The 16,158-nt window shown below is 73.5% G+C and carries 15 protein-coding genes and 1 tRNA gene; 6 read left to right on the top strand and 10 right to left on the bottom strand.

The window, feature by feature from the left end; translation table 11 throughout:
• Positions 1–7: 7 nt before the first annotated feature.
• The 3 genes from QRT05_RS11040 to QRT05_RS11050 all read right to left on the bottom strand — a co-directional run bounded on the left by QRT05_RS11040 (position 8) and on the right by QRT05_RS11050 (position 1,471).
• Positions 8–238, bottom strand: coding sequence for a hypothetical protein (locus QRT05_RS11040; RefSeq protein WP_289447282.1), 231 nt, complete (start codon positions 236–238; stop codon positions 8–10).
• Positions 235–519, bottom strand: a complete 285-nt coding sequence (locus QRT05_RS11045; protein WP_289447283.1) for a DUF4242 domain-containing protein — start codon at positions 517–519, stop codon at positions 235–237. Before QRT05_RS11045 ends, QRT05_RS11040 begins: the two co-directional genes overlap by 4 nt.
• A gap of 163 nt (positions 520–682) precedes the next feature.
• A complete protein-coding gene (locus QRT05_RS11050; protein WP_289447284.1) occupies positions 683–1,471 on the bottom strand; it encodes a TetR/AcrR family transcriptional regulator in 789 nt (262 codons plus the stop codon).
• Between the two features lie 97 nt (positions 1,472–1,568).
• Between QRT05_RS11050 and QRT05_RS11055 the strand changes: the two genes are divergently transcribed.
• On the top strand, positions 1,569–3,029 hold the full coding sequence (locus QRT05_RS11055; protein WP_289447285.1) for an MFS transporter: 1,461 nt from the start codon (positions 1,569–1,571) through the stop codon (positions 3,027–3,029).
• Between the two features lie 68 nt (positions 3,030–3,097).
• Here QRT05_RS11055 and QRT05_RS11060 read toward each other — a convergent pair.
• Together QRT05_RS11060 and QRT05_RS11065 are read right to left on the bottom strand one after the other, a co-directional pair.
• Positions 3,098–3,171, bottom strand: a tRNA-Met gene (locus QRT05_RS11060).
• A gap of 48 nt (positions 3,172–3,219) precedes the next feature.
• Complete coding sequence (locus tag QRT05_RS11065; RefSeq protein ID WP_289447286.1) at positions 3,220–6,201, bottom strand: UPF0182 family membrane protein; 2,982 nt, start codon at positions 6,199–6,201, stop codon at positions 3,220–3,222.
• Between the two features lie 167 nt (positions 6,202–6,368).
• On the opposite strand from QRT05_RS11065, the gene QRT05_RS11070 reads away from it, so the two are divergent.
• Positions 6,369–6,932 carry a PPA1309 family protein gene (locus QRT05_RS11070; protein ID WP_289447287.1) on the top strand — a complete coding sequence of 188 codons (564 nt, stop codon included), beginning with the start codon at positions 6,369–6,371 and terminating at the stop codon, positions 6,930–6,932.
• Between the two features lie 16 nt (positions 6,933–6,948).
• Here the strand turns inward: QRT05_RS11070 and QRT05_RS11075 are convergent, their stop codons facing one another.
• Complete coding sequence (locus QRT05_RS11075) at positions 6,949–8,109, bottom strand: YlbL family protein (RefSeq protein ID WP_289447288.1); 1,161 nt, start codon at positions 8,107–8,109, stop codon at positions 6,949–6,951.
• A gap of 20 nt (positions 8,110–8,129) precedes the next feature.
• On the bottom strand, positions 8,130–9,212 hold the full coding sequence (locus QRT05_RS11080) for a Rossmann-fold NAD(P)-binding domain-containing protein (protein ID WP_289447289.1): 1,083 nt from the start codon (positions 9,210–9,212) through the stop codon (positions 8,130–8,132).
• Between the two features lie 68 nt (positions 9,213–9,280).
• Here QRT05_RS11080 and QRT05_RS11085 point away from each other — a divergent pair, with 68 nt between their 5' ends.
• Complete coding sequence (locus tag QRT05_RS11085) at positions 9,281–10,669, top strand: zinc-dependent metalloprotease (protein ID WP_289447290.1); 1,389 nt, start codon at positions 9,281–9,283, stop codon at positions 10,667–10,669.
• Between the two features lie 6 nt (positions 10,670–10,675).
• Here QRT05_RS11085 and QRT05_RS11090 read toward each other — a convergent pair whose 3' ends face one another.
• On the bottom strand, positions 10,676–11,335 hold the full coding sequence (locus QRT05_RS11090; protein WP_289447291.1) for a YgjP-like metallopeptidase domain-containing protein: 660 nt from the start codon (positions 11,333–11,335) through the stop codon (positions 10,676–10,678).
• Between the two features lie 193 nt (positions 11,336–11,528).
• Between QRT05_RS11090 and QRT05_RS11095 the strand changes: the two genes are divergently transcribed.
• Together QRT05_RS11095 and QRT05_RS11100 are read left to right on the top strand one after the other, a co-directional pair.
• On the top strand, positions 11,529–11,687 hold the full coding sequence (locus QRT05_RS11095) for a DUF5679 domain-containing protein (RefSeq protein WP_191788260.1): 159 nt from the start codon (positions 11,529–11,531) through the stop codon (positions 11,685–11,687).
• A 127-nt stretch (positions 11,688–11,814) separates the two neighbouring features.
• Positions 11,815–12,777 (top strand): ThiF family adenylyltransferase, encoded by a 963-nt coding sequence (locus tag QRT05_RS11100; RefSeq protein ID WP_289447292.1) that lies wholly within the window; start codon positions 11,815–11,817, stop codon positions 12,775–12,777.
• Between the two features lie 39 nt (positions 12,778–12,816).
• Here the strand turns inward: QRT05_RS11100 and QRT05_RS11105 are convergent, their stop codons facing one another.
• Positions 12,817–13,164 carry a WhiB family transcriptional regulator gene (locus QRT05_RS11105; RefSeq protein ID WP_289447413.1) on the bottom strand — a complete coding sequence of 116 codons (348 nt, stop codon included), beginning with the start codon at positions 13,162–13,164 and terminating at the stop codon, positions 12,817–12,819.
• A 546-nt stretch (positions 13,165–13,710) separates the two neighbouring features.
• Entirely contained in the window at positions 13,711–15,702 is a 1,992-nt protein-coding gene (locus QRT05_RS11110; protein ID WP_289447293.1) for an ATP-dependent helicase, read from the bottom strand.
• 174 nt (positions 15,703–15,876) lie between these two features.
• On the opposite strand from QRT05_RS11110, the gene QRT05_RS11115 reads away from it, so the two are divergent.
• The gene (locus QRT05_RS11115) at positions 15,877–16,140 is read left to right on the top strand and encodes a mycoredoxin (protein ID WP_289447414.1); all 264 of its coding nucleotides are present in this window, start codon (positions 15,877–15,879) and stop codon (positions 16,138–16,140) included.
• The last annotated feature ends 18 nt before the right edge of the window (positions 16,141–16,158 follow it).

Genomic DNA, 16,158 nt, shown 5'->3' on the forward strand with positions numbered 1-16,158 from the left:
TGACGTCTCAGCGAAAGAACCGGCCACCGAGCGCCGCCTCGGTCAGTGCGGCGTGGCGGATCGCCTCGACCACGCGGGCCGTCTCGCGGCGGCGGGCCCTCTCCTCGTGGTCGCCGGGCACGCGCGCCGTCGTCGGCCGGGTGTCGCGGCGCACGCGACGTGCCGCCCGAGCCACGACCCCCGGCCGGCCGAGCCGAGCTGGCAGCTCGACCGGCGAGGTGACCACCGCCGTCGTCATGCCGCGACCTCTCCCGCGGTCTGCGGCCCGAACTCGGCGACGACCTCCGCGACGAGGTCGGCGGGGAACCCGCCGCGGCGGGCGTGCTCCCGGACGGTCTCCGGCTCGTCGGTCCGGTGGAGGCAGTAGAGCTTGTCCCCCGCGACGTAGGTGGTCACCCACTCGTAGGGCAGACCGAGCGACTCGACCGCCAGGTTGGAGGTCCGGGCGATGGTGACGAGGTCCTCGTGGCTGAGCTGCGAGGCGCCCGGGACGTTCCGCTCGATGATGAAGGTGTGCATGGTCTCTTCCGATCCCTGAAGCTGCCCGGGCTTTCCGGGCAGGTCCCAGGCTGGTCGGAGCGGGTCGTGCCGACATCGGGAGGTCCTCCCCATGTTCGCGCGGCCCGGTCCCCATGCAGACCCGGCCCGGGAAGCACCGGGGCGGTCGGTGCTCGCGCCCCGGTCAGTCCGATGCGGCTCGGGTGTCGGCGGAGGACGAGCCCGCCTGCAGCCGCAGCCCCGCGAGCATCAGGTCCAGCCCCGCGCGGAACTGCTCGGCGTCGTCGTGCGCCGCGAACTCGTCGACGATGTGGTGCAGGAACGGGAAGTCGTCCACGTCGAGCGCGCGGAGCTCGTCCCGGAAGCTCGCGACGAACGCCCCGCGGTCGACGATTCCGTCGCGGACCTCCTGCGGCGGGTCCTGACCGCGGTCGGCCGCGACGCCGACGACGTACGCCATGACGGCCGACACGGCGTCGAACTGCTGCCGCCGGGTCAGGTCGAGTCGCATGACCTCGCGCCCCATCCGGTCGTAGAGCATCAGCCCGTTGGTCTGGGTGCCGGTGTCCTGCAGGAAGTAGGCGCCGAGCCACGGGCGGCCGACGGTCGCCTCGTAGAACGCGATCGCCATCTCCCGGATCTCGGCGATCGGGTCGTCGCCGGCTCCGAGGTGGTCCGTCTTGGCCAGGACGTCGGCGAGCACGCTGTCGGCCGCACGCTCGAGCAGCTCGTCCTTGCTCGACACGTACCAGTAGATGCTGCCGACGCCGCCGCCGAGCCGCGCCGCGAGGGCGCGGAACGTGAGCCCGGGCTCGCCGGACTCGTCGAGCAGCGCCACCGCCTCGGCGACGACCGCCTCGAGCGAGTGCGAGGCGCGCTGCCGCCCAGCCGCCCCGCGGCCGCCTCCGCGCCCACGCCCGGCACGGGATGCCGGGGTCTGTGACGCAGGGCTCATGCCGTCGTCGGTCGTCATGGTTGCACTGTACCGAACGGCGTTCTACCGTACAGAACAGCGTTCGATAAACGAACACTGATCGATCAAAGAACAATGTTCTCTCGAAGGACTCGCCATGACCACCACTCTCACCGCTCCCGCGGCGAGCCGGACGTACCCATCCCTGCGCGCCGCGTGGATCCCGATGTTCGCGCTCTGTCTCGCCTTCTTCGTCGAGATGGTCGACAACACGCTGCTGACGATCGCGCTGCCCACCATCGGCCGCGACCTCGGCGCCGGCACCACCGCACTCCAGTGGGTCACCGGCGCGTACTCCCTCACCTTCGGCGGCCTGCTGCTGACCGCGGGCTCCGCCGCGGACCGGATCGGCCGCCGCCGCGTCCTCCTGTGGGGCCTCGCCGGCTTCGGGCTCATCAGCCTGCTCGTCGTGGGCGTGTCGACCTCCGGCCAGCTGATCGCGCTGCGCGCCGCGCTCGGCATCACGGCCGCGGCGATGGCGCCGATCACGAACTCGCTCGTGTTCCGCCTGTTCGAGTCGGCGGAGCTGCGGATGCGGGCGATGACGGTGATGATCGTCGTCGGCATGAGCGGCTTCATCCTCGGCCCGCTGCTCGGCGGCACCGCGCTCGCGCACGTCGGCTGGCAGTGGCTGCTGCTGGTCAACGCGCCGATCGCGCTGATCGCGTGGGTCGGTGTGCGCAAGGGCGTCGCGGCCGACGACCCCGCGGGCCTGACGAAGGACCGCCTCGACCTGCCCGGCTCGGTGCTCAGCATCGCCGCGATCGGCTTGGCCTGCTACACGCTCACGAGCGGCGTCGAGCACGGCTGGATGTCGGCGTGGACGTGGGCGACGGGAGTCGGCGCGGTGCTCGCGCTCGTCGCGTTCGTCCGGCACGAGCGCCGGACCGCGCAGCCGATGCTGGACCTCACGGTGTTCCGTGACGGGATCGTCCGCGGCGCGAGCATCGCCCAGGTCGGCACGTCCGTCGCCATGGCTGGTGTCATGTTCGGCCTGATCCTGCACTTCCAGTACGCGTACGGCTGGAGCCCGGTGCGCGCGGGCCTGGCGAACCTGCCGCTGATCGTGACGATGATCGCCGCGACGCCGCTGTCCGAAGCCCTCGCCAAGCGGTTCGGGCACCGCGTCGCGTGCCTGGTCGGCGCGGCATTCCTTGCGGGATCGCTCGCCGGTCTGGCCTGGGGTGTGTCGCACGGCTACCTGGCGATCGCGTTCTTCATGGTCACGTTCACGTTCGGGCTCCGCACCGTCATGACGATCTGCGCCGTGGCCCTCGTCGACGCGATGCCCGAGAACCGCACCTCGCTCGGCGCCGCGCTCAACGACACCGCGCAGGAGGTCGGCAGCAGCGTCGGCACCGCGGTCGTCGGCACCCTCATCGCCGTGCTCGTGACGACGGTGCTCCCGGACGGGGCGTGGGGGGCGGACCTCGTCGCGTCCTTCTTCCACGGGGAGCGGATCGTCTACCTGGCCCTGGCCGTGCTGGTCGGGCTCCTCGCCGGCGCGGGCGCGCTGACCCTCAGCAGCTCCCGCTCGGTCGACGAGCAGCACGACTGACCAGCGAGCCGATGGCGTCGCGCCGACGACGAAGGCCCGGACCATCAGGTCCGGGCCTTCGTCTTTTGTAGCGGGGGCAGGATTTGAACCTGCGACCTCTGGGTTATGAGCCCAGCGAGCTACCGAGCTGCTCCACCCCGCGTCGGCTCCGTAACCATACGTCAGCCACGGAGCGAGGCCAAATCGGCCGCTACTCGCCCAGCCGCGCCTCCGCGTCGAGCGCGTCCTGGATCGCCTTGTCCAGGCGGTCCTGAGCTGCGCCGTAGGCGGCGAAGTCGCCGTCCGCGAGCGCCTTCTGCCCGGCCGCCACGGCGTCGTTCGCCTCCTTGAGCGCCTTGTCGAGGTCGGCGCGGGCGGTGGCCGGCGTTCCCGTCGAGGTGGGTGCGGGAGTCGGCGTGGCGGTCGCCCCCGGCGTCGGGGTCGCGGTGGGGCTCGGGGTCGGCGTGGTCGGCGTCCCGGGCGAGGAGCCCTTGTCGCCCGCGTCGGCGCCGGAGTCGCCCCCGAACACGTCGTCGAGGGCCTTGTCGAGCGTCGCCGCGAAGCCGACCTTGTCGCCGAAGCCGACGATCACGCGCTGGAGCAGCGGGTAGGACGTGCCCGTGCCCGCCGCCTGGACGTAGACCGGCTGGACGTAGAGCAGACCGCCGCCCACGGGGAGCGTCAGCAGGTTGCCCTTCACCACGGTCGAACCGCCGCGGCTCAGGATGTTGAGCTCCTGGGCCACGTCCGGGTCGGTGCTGAAGATGTTGCTCATCTGGCCGGGTCCGGGCACGGACGTGTTGCTGGTCAGCTCGAGCAGCCGCAGCTTGCCGTACTCCGACGAGGGCTTGCCCGCCACGTCGCCCGCCTCGGCGTCGACCGCCAGGTAGCCGGTGAGCACGTTGCGGGCGCCCTCACCGGCGGGGATGAACGTGGACGTGAGCGAGAACTTGGCCGCGTCCTGGTCCGGCATCTGCATGGTGAGGTAGTACGGCGGCTGGGGCGTGCGCGCGTGGTTCGGGTCGTCCGGCGTGGTCCAGAAGTCGTTGCCGACGAAGAACTGGGCCGGGTCCGTGACGTGATACCGCGAGAGCAGCGTGCGCTGGACCTTGAACAGGTCCTCCGGGTAGCGGATGTGGCTCATCAGCGCGCTGCTGATCTTCGACACGGGCTCCAGCGAGGTGGGGAACACCTTCGACCACGCCTTGAGCACCGGGTCCTCGGGGTCCCACGCGTAGAGCGTGACCTTGCCCGAATAGGCGTCGACCGTGGCCTTGACCGAGTTGCGGATGTAGTTGACCGTCTTGGGCTGCAGCGCCTGGATCGTCGTCGACGTCTCCGTGAGGGAGTCGGTCGTGGCGTTCTCCAGCGACCGTGACGCGGCGTACGGGTACTGGTCGCTCGTCGTGTAGCCGTCGACGATCCACACCACGTGGCCGTCGACGACCGCGGGGTAGGTCCGCCCGTCGAGCGTGAGGTACGGCGCCACCTTGGCCACCCGGTCGCGCGGGCTGCGGTCGTAGAGCACCTGCGACGCCGAGGTCACACGGTCCGAGAACAGGATCTGCTCGGACCCGAACTTGATGGCGTACAGCAGCTTGTTGATCGGGTTGCCGATGTCGGGACCGGCCGAGACGGTGTCGGTGGGGAATGCCGTGTTCACCGAGCCCGTGCTGCCGCCCGGGTAGTCCAGCTCCCAGGGCGCCTTGCCCTCGGGCACGCCGACGATCGAGTACGCCGGCGAGGTGGGGCCGAAGTAGATGCGCGGCTCGTACGGGCCCATGTCGCCCGTCGAGGGGATGTCGGCCTCCCAGAACGCGGGCGCACCACCCGGGGCGGTGGTGTTGCCGTACGCGGCGGCCACGCCGTACCCGTGCGTGTACACGGTCGTGTCGTTGGTCCAGTTCCGCTGCTGGGCGGACAGCCCGGCGAGGTTGAGGTCGCGGACCGCGATCACCGTGTCGCGCGTCTTGCCGTCGATCGTGTACTTGTCCACCGACAGCGAGTCGGGGAACTGGTAGAAGTTCTTGTTCGCCTGCAGCTGCTTGAACGACGGGCTGACGATCTGCGGGTCGAGCAGGCGGATCGAGGCCGTGGTCTCGGCGTCCTGGCGCAGCGCGTCCTTCTCCGCCGTGACCACTGCGGAGTACGGCTGGACGTCGACGTCGTTGAGGCCGTAGGCGGCCTTGGTCGCCTCGATGTTGCGCTCGATGTACTCCGACTCGGCGTCCTGCTGGTTGGGCTGCACCTGGAAGCGCTGCACCACCGCCGGGTAGATGCCGCCGACGGCGATCGCGGCGATCACCATGAGGCCCACGCCGATCAGCGGCAGCCGCCAGTTGCCGCGCGCCGCGGTCACGATGAACGTGATCGCGACGAACACCGCGATGCCGGCCAGGATCGCCTTCGAGGGGATGACGGCGTGCACGTCGGTGTACGCGGCGCCCTCGAACTTCTCGCGCGTCTTGGTGAGGATGGAGTAGCGGTCCAGCCAGTAGTTGGCCGCGACCAGCAGCATGAGCACCGCGCCGATGACCGACAGGTGCACCCGCGCGGCCTTCGTCGTGCGGGGTGTGTCGCTCTTGGGACCGCCGATGCGCAGGCCGCCGTACAGGTACTGCGTCGCGACCCCGGCGATGCCAGCCAGCACGGTGACGGCCAGCAGGAACGAGACGACGAACCGCAGCCCGGGCAGGGTGAACAGGTAGAACCCGAGGTCGATGCCGTACTGGGGGTCCGCGGTGCCGACCTTCGAGCCGTGCATCCACAGCTGGATGGTCGCCCACTGCTGGGAGGCGGCCCCGCCGGCGAACAGGCCGACGATGACGGGGGCGACGATGAGCACCAGGCGGCGCAGCGGCTCGACGGCCTCGCGGTACTGGTCGAGGTTGGCCTGCTCCTGCGTGCTGGGCGCGTACACGGGCCGCGAGCGGTAGCCGTACGACAGGCTCCACCAGACCGCGCCGCCCATGATGAGGAAGCCCGCGAGACCGAGCAGCGCGCGCGTGCCCCACTCGGTGCGGATCACCTCGACGAAGCCGAGCTGCTGGTACCAGAGCACCTCCGTCCACACCTGGGCGAGGATCAGGACGATCACCACGATCGCTGCCAGGACGAGGAGCGTCGGGATCAGTGGTCCGCGGCGCCGGCGCGGGCCGGCGGGGCGGGGGCGGGTCGAGCTGGCGAAGGTCACGGAACTCCCAACGGGTCGGTCTGAGCACAGGTTCCCACAAGGTTCCGACGAAACGCCCGCAGACCTGCGGATCGACCGGTGGCCGGCGAGGGGGCCGGCGATGGGCCGTCCGATGGGCCGTCCGGTGGGCCGACGATGGGCCGTCGGGTGGGCCGTCGGGTGGGAGCATGGGACGCGTGACCGAGCCGCTCCCCCCGCACCCCGCCACCGCCGACCTCGCCGACGCCGTCCGGGAGATCGAGCACCACGTCGCCGCCGCCGGGTGGGACGCGCCAGTCCGCGTCTTCGCGCTGGTCCGCACCCAGGCGGCGCTCGAGGCCGAGCCCGGCCTGGCCGACCAGCTGCACGACGACGTGCTCGCCGCGGCCGGGTCCGCGCCCTGGCACCTGACGTCGATCGAGCAGGAGGGGCTCCCGGCGGCGGCCGATCTCGAGGCGCTGCTGGCGGAGCTCTCCTGGCCCGCGTCGGTGGACGGCGTCGCGGTGACCGTCGAGCGCGTGGTGCTGCCGCCCGAGGCCGAGGCGCAGATGCCGCGGGACAAGGCCCAGGCGCTCGACTACCTGCTCACCCACCCCGACCGCCAGGACGTGCGCCTGGCCGTCGGCGTGCTGCGCGACGGGCCGTCGTGGTGCGCGGTCCGCACGCGCGCGAACGACTCCGACGACCAGGTGGGCCAGGGCCCCCACCTGGTGCCCGGTCTGGTCGCCGCCCTGCGCTCCACCCTGGACTGACGCCGCGGGGTCGCCGTCAGCCGGCCGTGCAGGTGGGCAGGCTCGCGCCCTTCCCGGCGCCGATCGCCGTCATCGCCTCGCGCGCCTCGTGCAGCGTGGCGATCTTGGCGACGTGCAGGTCGCCGGGGACGTGACCGACGACCTCCTTGCAGTTGCTGGCGGGGGCGAGGAACCACGTGGCGCCGTCCCGGCGGGCACCCTCGAGCTTCTGCCGGATGCCGCCGATGGGGCCGACCGCGCCGTTGACGTCGATGGTCCCGGTGCCCGCGATCACCTCGCCGTTCGCCTCGTCGAGCTTGGTCATCTTGTCCACGATGCCGAGCGCGAACATGGTGCCCGCACTGGGCCCGCCGATCCCGTCGATGCTGATGGTGATGTCCACGGGCATGTCGAACGTCGGGTCGATGTACACGCCGATCATGGCGCTGCCGTCGACCTTGGTGCCCGTCTCGATCGTCAGGTCCTTCTCGGCGCCGTTGCGGCGCACGGTGAGCGTGATCGTGTCGCCCGCCTCGACACCGGCCAGGCCGTCCAGCAGCGACTGGTAGTCCGGCAGCGGCGTGCCGTCGAGCGCCACGATGATGTCGCCGGTCTGCACCACCCCCTCGGCGTGGCTGCCCTGCACGGCGCCCGCGACGGTGAGCGTGGCCGGCACCTCGTACCCCAGCTCGGTGAGCGCGGCGACGCTCGCGTTCTCCTGGGAGGACACCATCGCCTGCTGGTTCGCCTTGTCGACCTGCTCGCGCGTCTCGCCGGCGTCCGGGAAGAGCACCTCGCGCGGCTGCACGTTGGACCACGGCGAGAACCACCCCTGCAGCACCCGCAGGGGGGTCGAGGGGTAGCCGGGGCCGCCGGTCGCGGAGACCGTGGTCAGGTGCAGCTCGCCCGTCGAGGGGTAGGTGGGCGCGCCCGAGATGGTGATGAGGGGCTTGCCCTGGTCCTCGCCGAGCACGTCCTTGGTGGGGCCGGGCGAGCTGACCGCGTACGCGGTGGGGACGACGAGCATGACGGCGAACACGGCGGCGCTCACGAGCATGCTCAGCGTGAGGGTCACGGCACGCGCGCCGGGCCGCGGGGCGTCCGCGGGCACGTCGTCGGTCCGCGCGACCTCCGCCGGCCCGACGTCGCCGTGCGCGGGCTCGTCGGACGGCGGGAACGGCAGGGGCTCGTCGGGCACGGCCCGATCATGCCCCACGCTCATGCGCGTCGCCGTCCGCGCGCCTGGCGCCACACCGCCGCGGTGCCGATGAGCGCCACGGCGGCGCCCGCGGCACCCAGTGCGGCGGCGTCGCGCGCGCCCACGCGCCGGCCCGCCACCCCCAGCCGGCCACGCACGCCCTCGAGCAGCACGTCGAGGCTGGCCGCGTTCGACCAGCGCGGCGTCCAGCCCGCCGCCAGCAGCCGGTCGGCGGCGACGGTCCACGGGTAGACGACGAACGCGAGCTCGGAGGCCGGCGCCGGCAGCACGCCCACCCGGTGCAGCCGCTCCGCGGTGCCGAAGGCGGTGGTCGCGGCCAGCTCGATGCGGCGCATGCCGGACGCGGCCTCGACCTGGGCGGGCGTCAGCACGTCGGGCGCGCCGACCGTGAGGGCCCCGGTCAGTGCGTGGTCCACCGCGAACCGGGCGGCCGACGCGACGTCCTCCACATGTGCGAACTGCCAGGCCCGGACCGAGCCGCGCACCGTCAGCAGCCGCGGCGCCTCGAAGTGGCGGGTGACGAGCGTGTCCACGCCCGGGCCGACGAGCGCCGCCGGCCTCAGCACCGTGAGCAGGGGCGTGCGACGGCGGGCGGCGCGCGCCACGACGGCCTCGACGCCCAGCAACCCGCCCACGAGCAGCCCGCGGTCCGCCTCGTCGGGCTGGAACAGGTCGTCGCCGTCGTGGATCACCGGCCGGTCGGACCAGGCGCCATGCACCACGGCCGAGGTCACGACCACGACGTGCGCCACCCCGGCGTCCCGCGCCGCCGAGAGGGTGCGCTGGGTGGCGGCGACCAGCTCCGCAACCTCCGCGCTCCCGCCGCGGGACCCCGGCGGGGCGATGTCGCCCGAGTGAGCCACGAGCACGAGCACCCGGGCTCCGTCCAGCGCCGCCGCCGGCTCGCGCTCGGGCAGCGCCTCGAGGGTGCGCACCGGGCCGTCCCAGGCGGCGGTCATCGCGGCCGCGAGCGCTCCTGAGCCGACGACGACGACGTCGCCGCCCGGTCCCGACGCGGAGCCGGGGCTCGCGGCGGCGGCCTTCGCGCGCGCACTGCGCCCTGAGCGAACCTGCGAGATCACCTGCCCTCGTTCCCCGGCCACGTGGTTACGGTGGGCGTAGCCGGCCCCCATCGTCGCAGGAGTCCCTCATGAGTTCCGACACCCCCGCCGTCCCCGGTCCCGACGGGTCGGGCGAGCCCTGGGAGCAGATGCTGCGCGCGATGCTGGGCCCCGGGGCCGACGAGGCGATCCGCGAGCTGCGTGAGCGCGGCATCGACCCGTCCGCGATGCCGGGTCTGCCGACCGACCCGGTGCAGCTGCAGCAGGCGTTCACCCAGATGCAGAGCATGCTCGCGGCGTCGGGCGACGAGCCCGTGAACTGGCAGATGGCGCACGACCTCGCTCGTCAGCAGGCGTCCGCCGAGGGCGACCCGTCGCTGACCCCCGCGCAGACGCGCCAGGTGCTGGAGGCGCTCACGGTCGCCGAGCTGTGGCTCGACGCCGCGACCGAGCTGCCGCCCGCGTCCGGCTCTCCGCGGGCATGGAGCCGCGCGGAGTGGGTCGAGGCGACGCTGCCCACGTGGCGGACGCTGACCGAGCCCGTCGCGACCTCCCTGTCCCATGCGCTGGTCGGGACGCTGGGCGACGCGATGGGTGAGGGGCTCGGCGCCGAGCTCGAGGGCGTGCTGCCGGGCGGCATCGACGCGACCGCGCTCCTGCGCCGCCTCGGCTCGGCCGTGTTCGGGCTCCAGGTGGGCCAGGCCGCGGGGACGCTGGCCCGCGACGTCTTCGGCACCACGGACATCGGCCTGCCGCTGCTGGCCAGCCCGGCGCCCGCGCTCGTCGCGAGCAACGTCGACGCCTTCGCGGCCGGCCTGGACGCCCCCGTGGACGAGGTGCGGCTGTTCCTGGCGCTGCGGGAGGCCGCCGCCACCCGCCTGTTCACGCACGTCCCCTGGCTGCGCGCCCACCTGCTCGCGACCGTCGAGGCCTACGCGCGCGGCATCACGATCGACGCCGAGCAGCTCGAGGAGGCGGTGCGCTCGATCGACCCCACGGACGCGGCCGCCCTGCAGCAGGCGCTGTCCGGCGGCGTCTTCGCGCCGCACACCACGCCCGAGCAGAAGGCCGCGCTCGAGCGGCTCGAGACCGCGCTCGCGCTCGTGGAGGGGTGGGTCGACGAGGTGGCCGCCGCGGCGGCGATGCCGCACCTGCCCCACACGGTCGCCCTGCGGGAGATGATCCGCCGCCGCCGCGCCGCCGGCGGACCGGCGGAGCAGACCTTCGCGACGCTCGTCGGCCTGGAGCTGCGGCCGCGGCGCCTGCGCGACGCGGCGGCGCTGTGGGCGCAGATCGCGCGCGACAACGGCACGCACGCCCGTGACGCGGTCTGGGACCACCCCGACCTGCTGCCCACGGCGGAGGACCTCGACGACCCGGCGGGCTACGCGACCCGGCGGGCCGCGGCGGTCGACGAGGCGGCCGAGGTGGACCGGGCGCTGGCCGAGATCCTCGGCGAGGAGCCCGGCACGCCGTAGCGGGGACTACGCCCGCGGCGGGACGTCGTCGAACAGGGTGAGGCGACCCCCGTCCTCCGGCGGCTCCTCGTCGGTCACCTCGGGCTCGCCGTCCACGAGGTCGGGCGTCTCGTCCTCGTCGGCGTCCGTCGCCTCCGGCCCGGACGGCTCGTCACCGCGGTCGGCGCCGTAGGCGAAGCCCTCGAGGAAGCCCTGGGCGCGCTGCGTGCGCGGGTACGCCTCGAGCTCGGCCCAGAACTCGGGCCCGTGGCCTGCGTGCAGCAGGTGGACCAGCTCGTGCAGCAGCACGTAGTCGATGACCCAGCGCGGCATGCCCCGCACGCGGTCCGAGATCCGGATGGTGCCCTCCGACGGCGTGCACGACCCCCATCGGCGCCCCTGGTTGCTGGACCACCGGACGCTGGTGGGCACCGCGCGGCTCGACAGGTACCGCGCGGAGAGCTCCCGCGCGCGGGTCGCCAGCTCGACGTCCGACGGTCGCCTCCGGCGCTCCTGCGCCGCCAGCCGGGTGACCATGCGGTGCACCCACTCCTTCTCCTGCGCTCGCGTGAACCGGGCCGGGATGGCGATGACCGTCCGCTCCCCCTCCCGCCACGCGCTGACGGTCCGCACGCGCTTGCGCGACCTGCGGACCTCGACCAGCGCCGGGTCGGGATGGGGGCTCACACGGGCACGCTAGCGCGCGGCACCCGCGGCTCACCCGATTGCCGCACGGACATCCCGGCGCGTCACGCTCAGAGATCGGCTCGGCGACCTGCCGCCGCGGCTAGGGTTGTGGCGCCCGACCTGGTCGATCGACCGGTCACAGCGCCGGCCCGCGGAACCCCGGTCCGGCTCACGACACCGAGGGAGAACGGCGATGGCCGAGACCTATGCAGGCGAGTTCTACTGCGTGAAGTGCAAGGAGAAGCGTGAGGCCGAGGGTGACGTCGTCGTCTCCGAATCCGGCCGCAGGATGGCCAAGGCCACGTGTCCGGTCTGCGGCACGAAGCTGAACCGCATCCTCGGCAAGGCCTGAGCACCAGCACCTCCGCGAGGGGCGTCGTCCACCAGGACGACGCCCCTCGCCGCGTCTGCCCGGCTGTGGATGGCGCCGGTCGGCGTCCCCGCGTGCGTGGCAGGGTGAGCGCGTCGAAGGAGGGGCGATGCGCCTGCGAGAAGGGCTGCGGGTGGTGCGCCGCTCAGCGAGCGAGGTCCAGGTCGGCACGGACCCGCGGTGGGCGGTGCGCGTGACCGACCTGACGCCCGACGAGGTCGGCGCGCTGCTCGCCGCGGACGACGGCCATCGCCGCGTGCTGCCGACCGCGACGGCCCGGCTCCGCGCGGTGGCCGGACAGCTCGCGGCGGCTCAGCTCGCCACGGCGCGTGACGAGCGCAGGTCGACCGGCACCGCCGCTCCCGACGCGACCGCCTGGGACCTGCACGACGGGGACGGCCCCGCCCGGGTCGCGGCGCGGCGCGCGCGCAGGGTCGGCGTGCTCGGCCTGGGCCCCACGGGCACCACGACGGCCGTCAGCCTCGCGGCGGCCGGGGTGGGAACCGTGCTGGTCGACGACGCGCGGCCGGTCCGGTCGGTCGACGTCGGGGCGTGCGGGTTCCGGTGGGCCGACGTGGGGCGAGAGCGCGAGGCGGTGGTCGCCCGCCTGCTGCGCGACACGGCCCCGGACGTGGCGATCGATGCGGCCGGCGACCCCGACCTGCTCGTGGTCGTGGAGCACGGAGCGACCGACCCCGTGCGTGCCGCGATGCTGCTGGCCGCCGACGTGCCGCACCTGTCGGTCGTCGTGCGCGAGGCGGACGTCGTCGTCGGGCCGCTGGTGGTGGGCGGCGAGGGGCCGTGCCTGCTGTGCCTCGACCTGCACCGCACCGAGGTGGACCCGGCCTGGCCGCTGGTGGCCGACGGGCTGGCGAGGCCCGCGTGGGACGGCCAGGAGGTGGCCGTGCTGGCCGGCGTCGCGGGAGGGATGGCCGCGGCGGCCGCCCTCGCCTATCTCGACCGGGACGTGCGCCTCGCCGCGAGCTACGAGATCGGGCTCGCGGACGCCGTGCCCCGTCGGCGCGACTGGGCGGTGCACCCCTCCTGCGGGTGCACCGCCCCGTCCGTGTGAGCAGCCGGCCGCGTGGTCACGCGGCCGCCGTCCCGGCCGTCACGCGACGACCGCGTTCTTCCGTGGCCGTCCCCGGCCGCGCTTGGTCGCGACCACGACACCACCGACGAAGACCTCTCCTCCCCAGACGCCCCACGGCTCGGCGCGCTCGATCGCGCCCGCGAGGCATCCCTCGATGAGCGGGCACTCGCGGCACAGGGCCTTGGCGCGCTCGACCTGAGAGGTCTGCTCCGCGAACCAGAGCTCGGGGTCGCCCGAGCGGCACGGGATGAAGTCGGCGACGAGCTGGTCGAAGCTCTGGCGCTCGTCGTTGGTCGTGGTGCTGGCGGCGGCCGGCCACGGACCGGAGCCGGTCCGGTCGGTGTCGAGCAGCGTCGTGAGCCGCACGATGTCCTCCTGATGTCCTTGCTGGTGGATCGAGGTCGGAGGGATCACGGCCCCGATCCCCGCATCAGGGGGAAAGAGAAAGGCCGCGGATCCGGTGACGGACTCCGCGGCCTGCTGATCGGTGAGGATCAGAGTGGCGGTGTCCGAGGGAGTCGGTGATCGGTCGTGCCGATCGCTCCGAGGGCGATGACCTGGGTGTCCCACGTGGCGGGAGCGCCGCCGACGGGCTTGGTCACCTGAACGTCGGTCCCGATGGGCGCAAACCCGTACGTGGACACAGAACGCCCCTGGAACGTCGTAGCGACGGGTGCGAGGGAGCGCAGGCGCGGCTCAGACACAAGCGTCGACGTGACCGTCATGTTCTTCATCGCGGACTCCACCCCCTTCTGCTACGAGCCAGCCTCTCGGCGTGGCCTCTCTACAAGGACGTGACCACCCTAGGCGGGGGCCGGAAGTGCGGACAACCGAATATCGGAGATTTCTTCGACGAGTTTTTTGAGCGCCCGCGAAGGCCGGAAATTCCGCCAGGAATGGGGCGACGACGCCCTAGCGAACCGGCGCGACGGCGTCCGCGACGACCTCGAGGATGCGGTCGCCGACGGTGGCGAGCGTCTGTTGGCCGACGCCTCGCAGCTGTGCGAGCTCCTCGAGCGTCGCGGGCCGGCGGGCGGCGATCGCCTCGAGCGCCGTGGTCGTCAGCACCCTGGTCGCCGTCACGCCCGTCTGGCGCGCCTGCTCCTCGCGCCAGATCGTGAGCCGCTCCGCGACCCTGCGCGCCGCCGGGTCGTCGCTCACCTCGCGGGGGACGTGCGGCTGGGAGCGCGTCGCGCCCGGCCACAGGGGTACCAGGAACCGCGACAGCGACCGGGACGCGCGCCCGCCCGGCATCCGCGAGCGCGCCCAGGAGAGCTGCAGGTGCTCGCGCGCGCGCGTGACGCCGACGTACAGCAGCCGACGCTCCTCGGCGACGGCCGCGGGCGTGTCGGCGAGCGCCGTGGGCAGCAGCCCCTCGCTGAGCCCGGCGAGGAACACCGCGTCCCACTCCAGGCCCTTGGCCGCGTGCAGCGACGCGAGCGTCACCCCCTCGACCGTCGGCGCGTGCTGGGCGGCGGCACGCTCGACGAGCTCGGCGACGAAGTCGGCCACGGTGGCCTCGGGCGTCGCCGCCGCGAGCTCGTCGGCCAGGGTGACCAGCGCCTGCAGCGCGTCCCACCGCTCGCGCGCGGCACCCCGCGTCGCCGGCGGCTCGGGCGTCCAGTGCGCCCCCACCAGGATCTCCCGGACCGCCTCCGGCATCGGCTGCGTGGGGTCGGCCGCGCGCGCACCGCCGCGCAGCAGCACCAGCGCGTCGCGCACGTCGCGGCGGGCGAAGAACCGCTCGCCGCCGCGCACCTGGTAGCCGACGCCGACGGACGCGAGCGCCTCCTCGAAAGCCTCGGACTGGGCGTTGGTGCGGTAGAGGATCGCGATCTCGCTGGGCCGCGTGCCCGCCGCGATGAGGCGTGCCGCGGCACGCGCGATGGCGGTCGCCTCCGCGTCGTCGTCGTCGTAGGTGGTGAATCCCACCTCGGGACCGTCCGGCCGCTGCGCACGCAGCTCGAGGGGGGTCGGGCCGCCCGCGCGCCGGGTCGCGTCGATCACGCGGTTGGCCAGCGAGACGACCTGCGGCGTCGAGCGGTAGTCGCGCACGAGCCGGACCACCTGCGCACCCGGGTAGGCCGAGGCGAAGGACGTGAGGTGGTGCGGCGTGGCCCCCGCGAACGAGTAGATGGTCTGGCTGGGGTCGCCCACCACGCACAGCTCCTTGCGGCCGCCGAGCCACTGGTCCAGCAGGTACTGCTGCAGCGGGCTGACGTCCTGGTACTCGTCCACCACGAAGTGCCGGTACTGGCCGCGCACCTCGTCGGCGACGTCCCGGCGCTCGGCGAGCATGGCGGCGAGCAGCAGCAGCACGTCCTCGAAGTCGATGACGGCGCGCTCGTCCTTGACCTCCTCGTAGGCGGTCATGAGGCGGGCGACGGCCTGCGCGTCGTTGCCGCCGGGCACCACCCGGTCGATGGCTGCCGTCGCCTTGGCGTACTCGTCGGCCACCACGAGCGAGACCTTCGCCCACTCGATCTCCGACGCGAGATCACGCACGGCCGTGCGGTCCGCGGCGATGCCGACGCGGCGGGCGGCCTCCGCCACCAGCTGCGCCTTCTGCTCGAGGATGCGCGGCGGGGCGCCGCCCACCACCTTGGGCCAGAAGAACCCGAGCTGGCGCAGCGCGGCGGCGTGGAACGTGCGGGCCTGGACACCGCCCGCTCCGAGGGCCCGCAGTCGTGTGCGCATCTCGCCCGCGGCGCGGGCGGTGAACGTCACGGCGAGGACGTTGCCCGGCTTGTACACGCCGGCGGCGATGCCGTACGCGATGCGGTGCGTGATGGCGCGCGTCTTGCCCGTGCCCGCACCGGCGAGCACGCAGACGGGTCCGCGCAGGGCGGTGGCGACGGCGCGCTGCTCGGGGTCGAGCGCGGCCAGCAGGTCGTCGGCGGACATCGTGCCCAGTCTCGCAGCCGCCGCCGACAACCACGGACCGTCCACAGGTGCGACCGTGGTCCGACCTCACGCCGCACGCGGGAAGAGGACGGGTACGGTCGCGGTTGCACCAAGCGGCCGGCGTCCGAGGCGTCGGCCATGAGCGAAGCCCACGACGACCACCCCGAGGACTCGATGACCGCGCAGACCCTGCCCGCACCCGGCACCATCACGATGTACTCCACCGCCTGGTGCGGCTACTGCCGCCGGCTCAAGACGCAGCTCGACTCCGAGGGCATCGGCTACACCGAGATCGACATCGAGGACGTGCCGGACGCAGCCGAGCTCGTGGCGTCGCTCAACGGCGGCAACCAGACCGTGCCGACCGTGATCTTCCCCGACGGCTCCGCGGCCACCAACCCCTCGCTCGTCGAGGTCAAGCAGCGCGTCTCGGCCTGACCGCCCGCCCCGCACCGG

This window comes from Cellulomonas edaphi (assembly GCF_030362815.1).
In the GTDB taxonomy this organism is placed as follows: Bacteria; Actinomycetota; Actinomycetes; order Actinomycetales; family Cellulomonadaceae; genus Cellulomonas; species Cellulomonas edaphi.

Bases quoted from the DNA above. Each gene is read 5' to 3' on its own strand.
- QRT05_RS11040 (WP_289447282.1), bottom strand. From the start codon at position 238: ATGACGACGGCGGTGGTCACCTCGCCGGTCGAGCTGCCAGCTCGGCTC.
- QRT05_RS11045 (WP_289447283.1), bottom strand. From the start codon at position 519: ATGCACACCTTCATCATCGAGCGGAACGTCCCGGGCGCCTCGCAGCTC.
- QRT05_RS11050 (WP_289447284.1), bottom strand. From the start codon at position 1,471: ATGACGACCGACGACGGCATGAGCCCTGCGTCACAGACCCCGGCATCC.
- QRT05_RS11055 (WP_289447285.1), top strand. From the start codon at position 1,569: ATGACCACCACTCTCACCGCTCCCGCGGCGAGCCGGACGTACCCATCC.
- QRT05_RS11070 (WP_289447287.1), top strand. From the start codon at position 6,369: ATGGGACGCGTGACCGAGCCGCTCCCCCCGCACCCCGCCACCGCCGAC.
- QRT05_RS11085 (WP_289447290.1), top strand. From the start codon at position 9,281: ATGAGTTCCGACACCCCCGCCGTCCCCGGTCCCGACGGGTCGGGCGAG.
- QRT05_RS11095 (WP_191788260.1), top strand. From the start codon at position 11,529: ATGGCCGAGACCTATGCAGGCGAGTTCTACTGCGTGAAGTGCAAGGAG.
- QRT05_RS11100 (WP_289447292.1), top strand. From the start codon at position 11,815: ATGCGCCTGCGAGAAGGGCTGCGGGTGGTGCGCCGCTCAGCGAGCGAG.
- QRT05_RS11110 (WP_289447293.1), bottom strand. From the start codon at position 15,702: ATGTCCGCCGACGACCTGCTGGCCGCGCTCGACCCCGAGCAGCGCGCC.
- QRT05_RS11115 (WP_289447414.1), top strand. From the start codon at position 15,877: ATGACCGCGCAGACCCTGCCCGCACCCGGCACCATCACGATGTACTCC.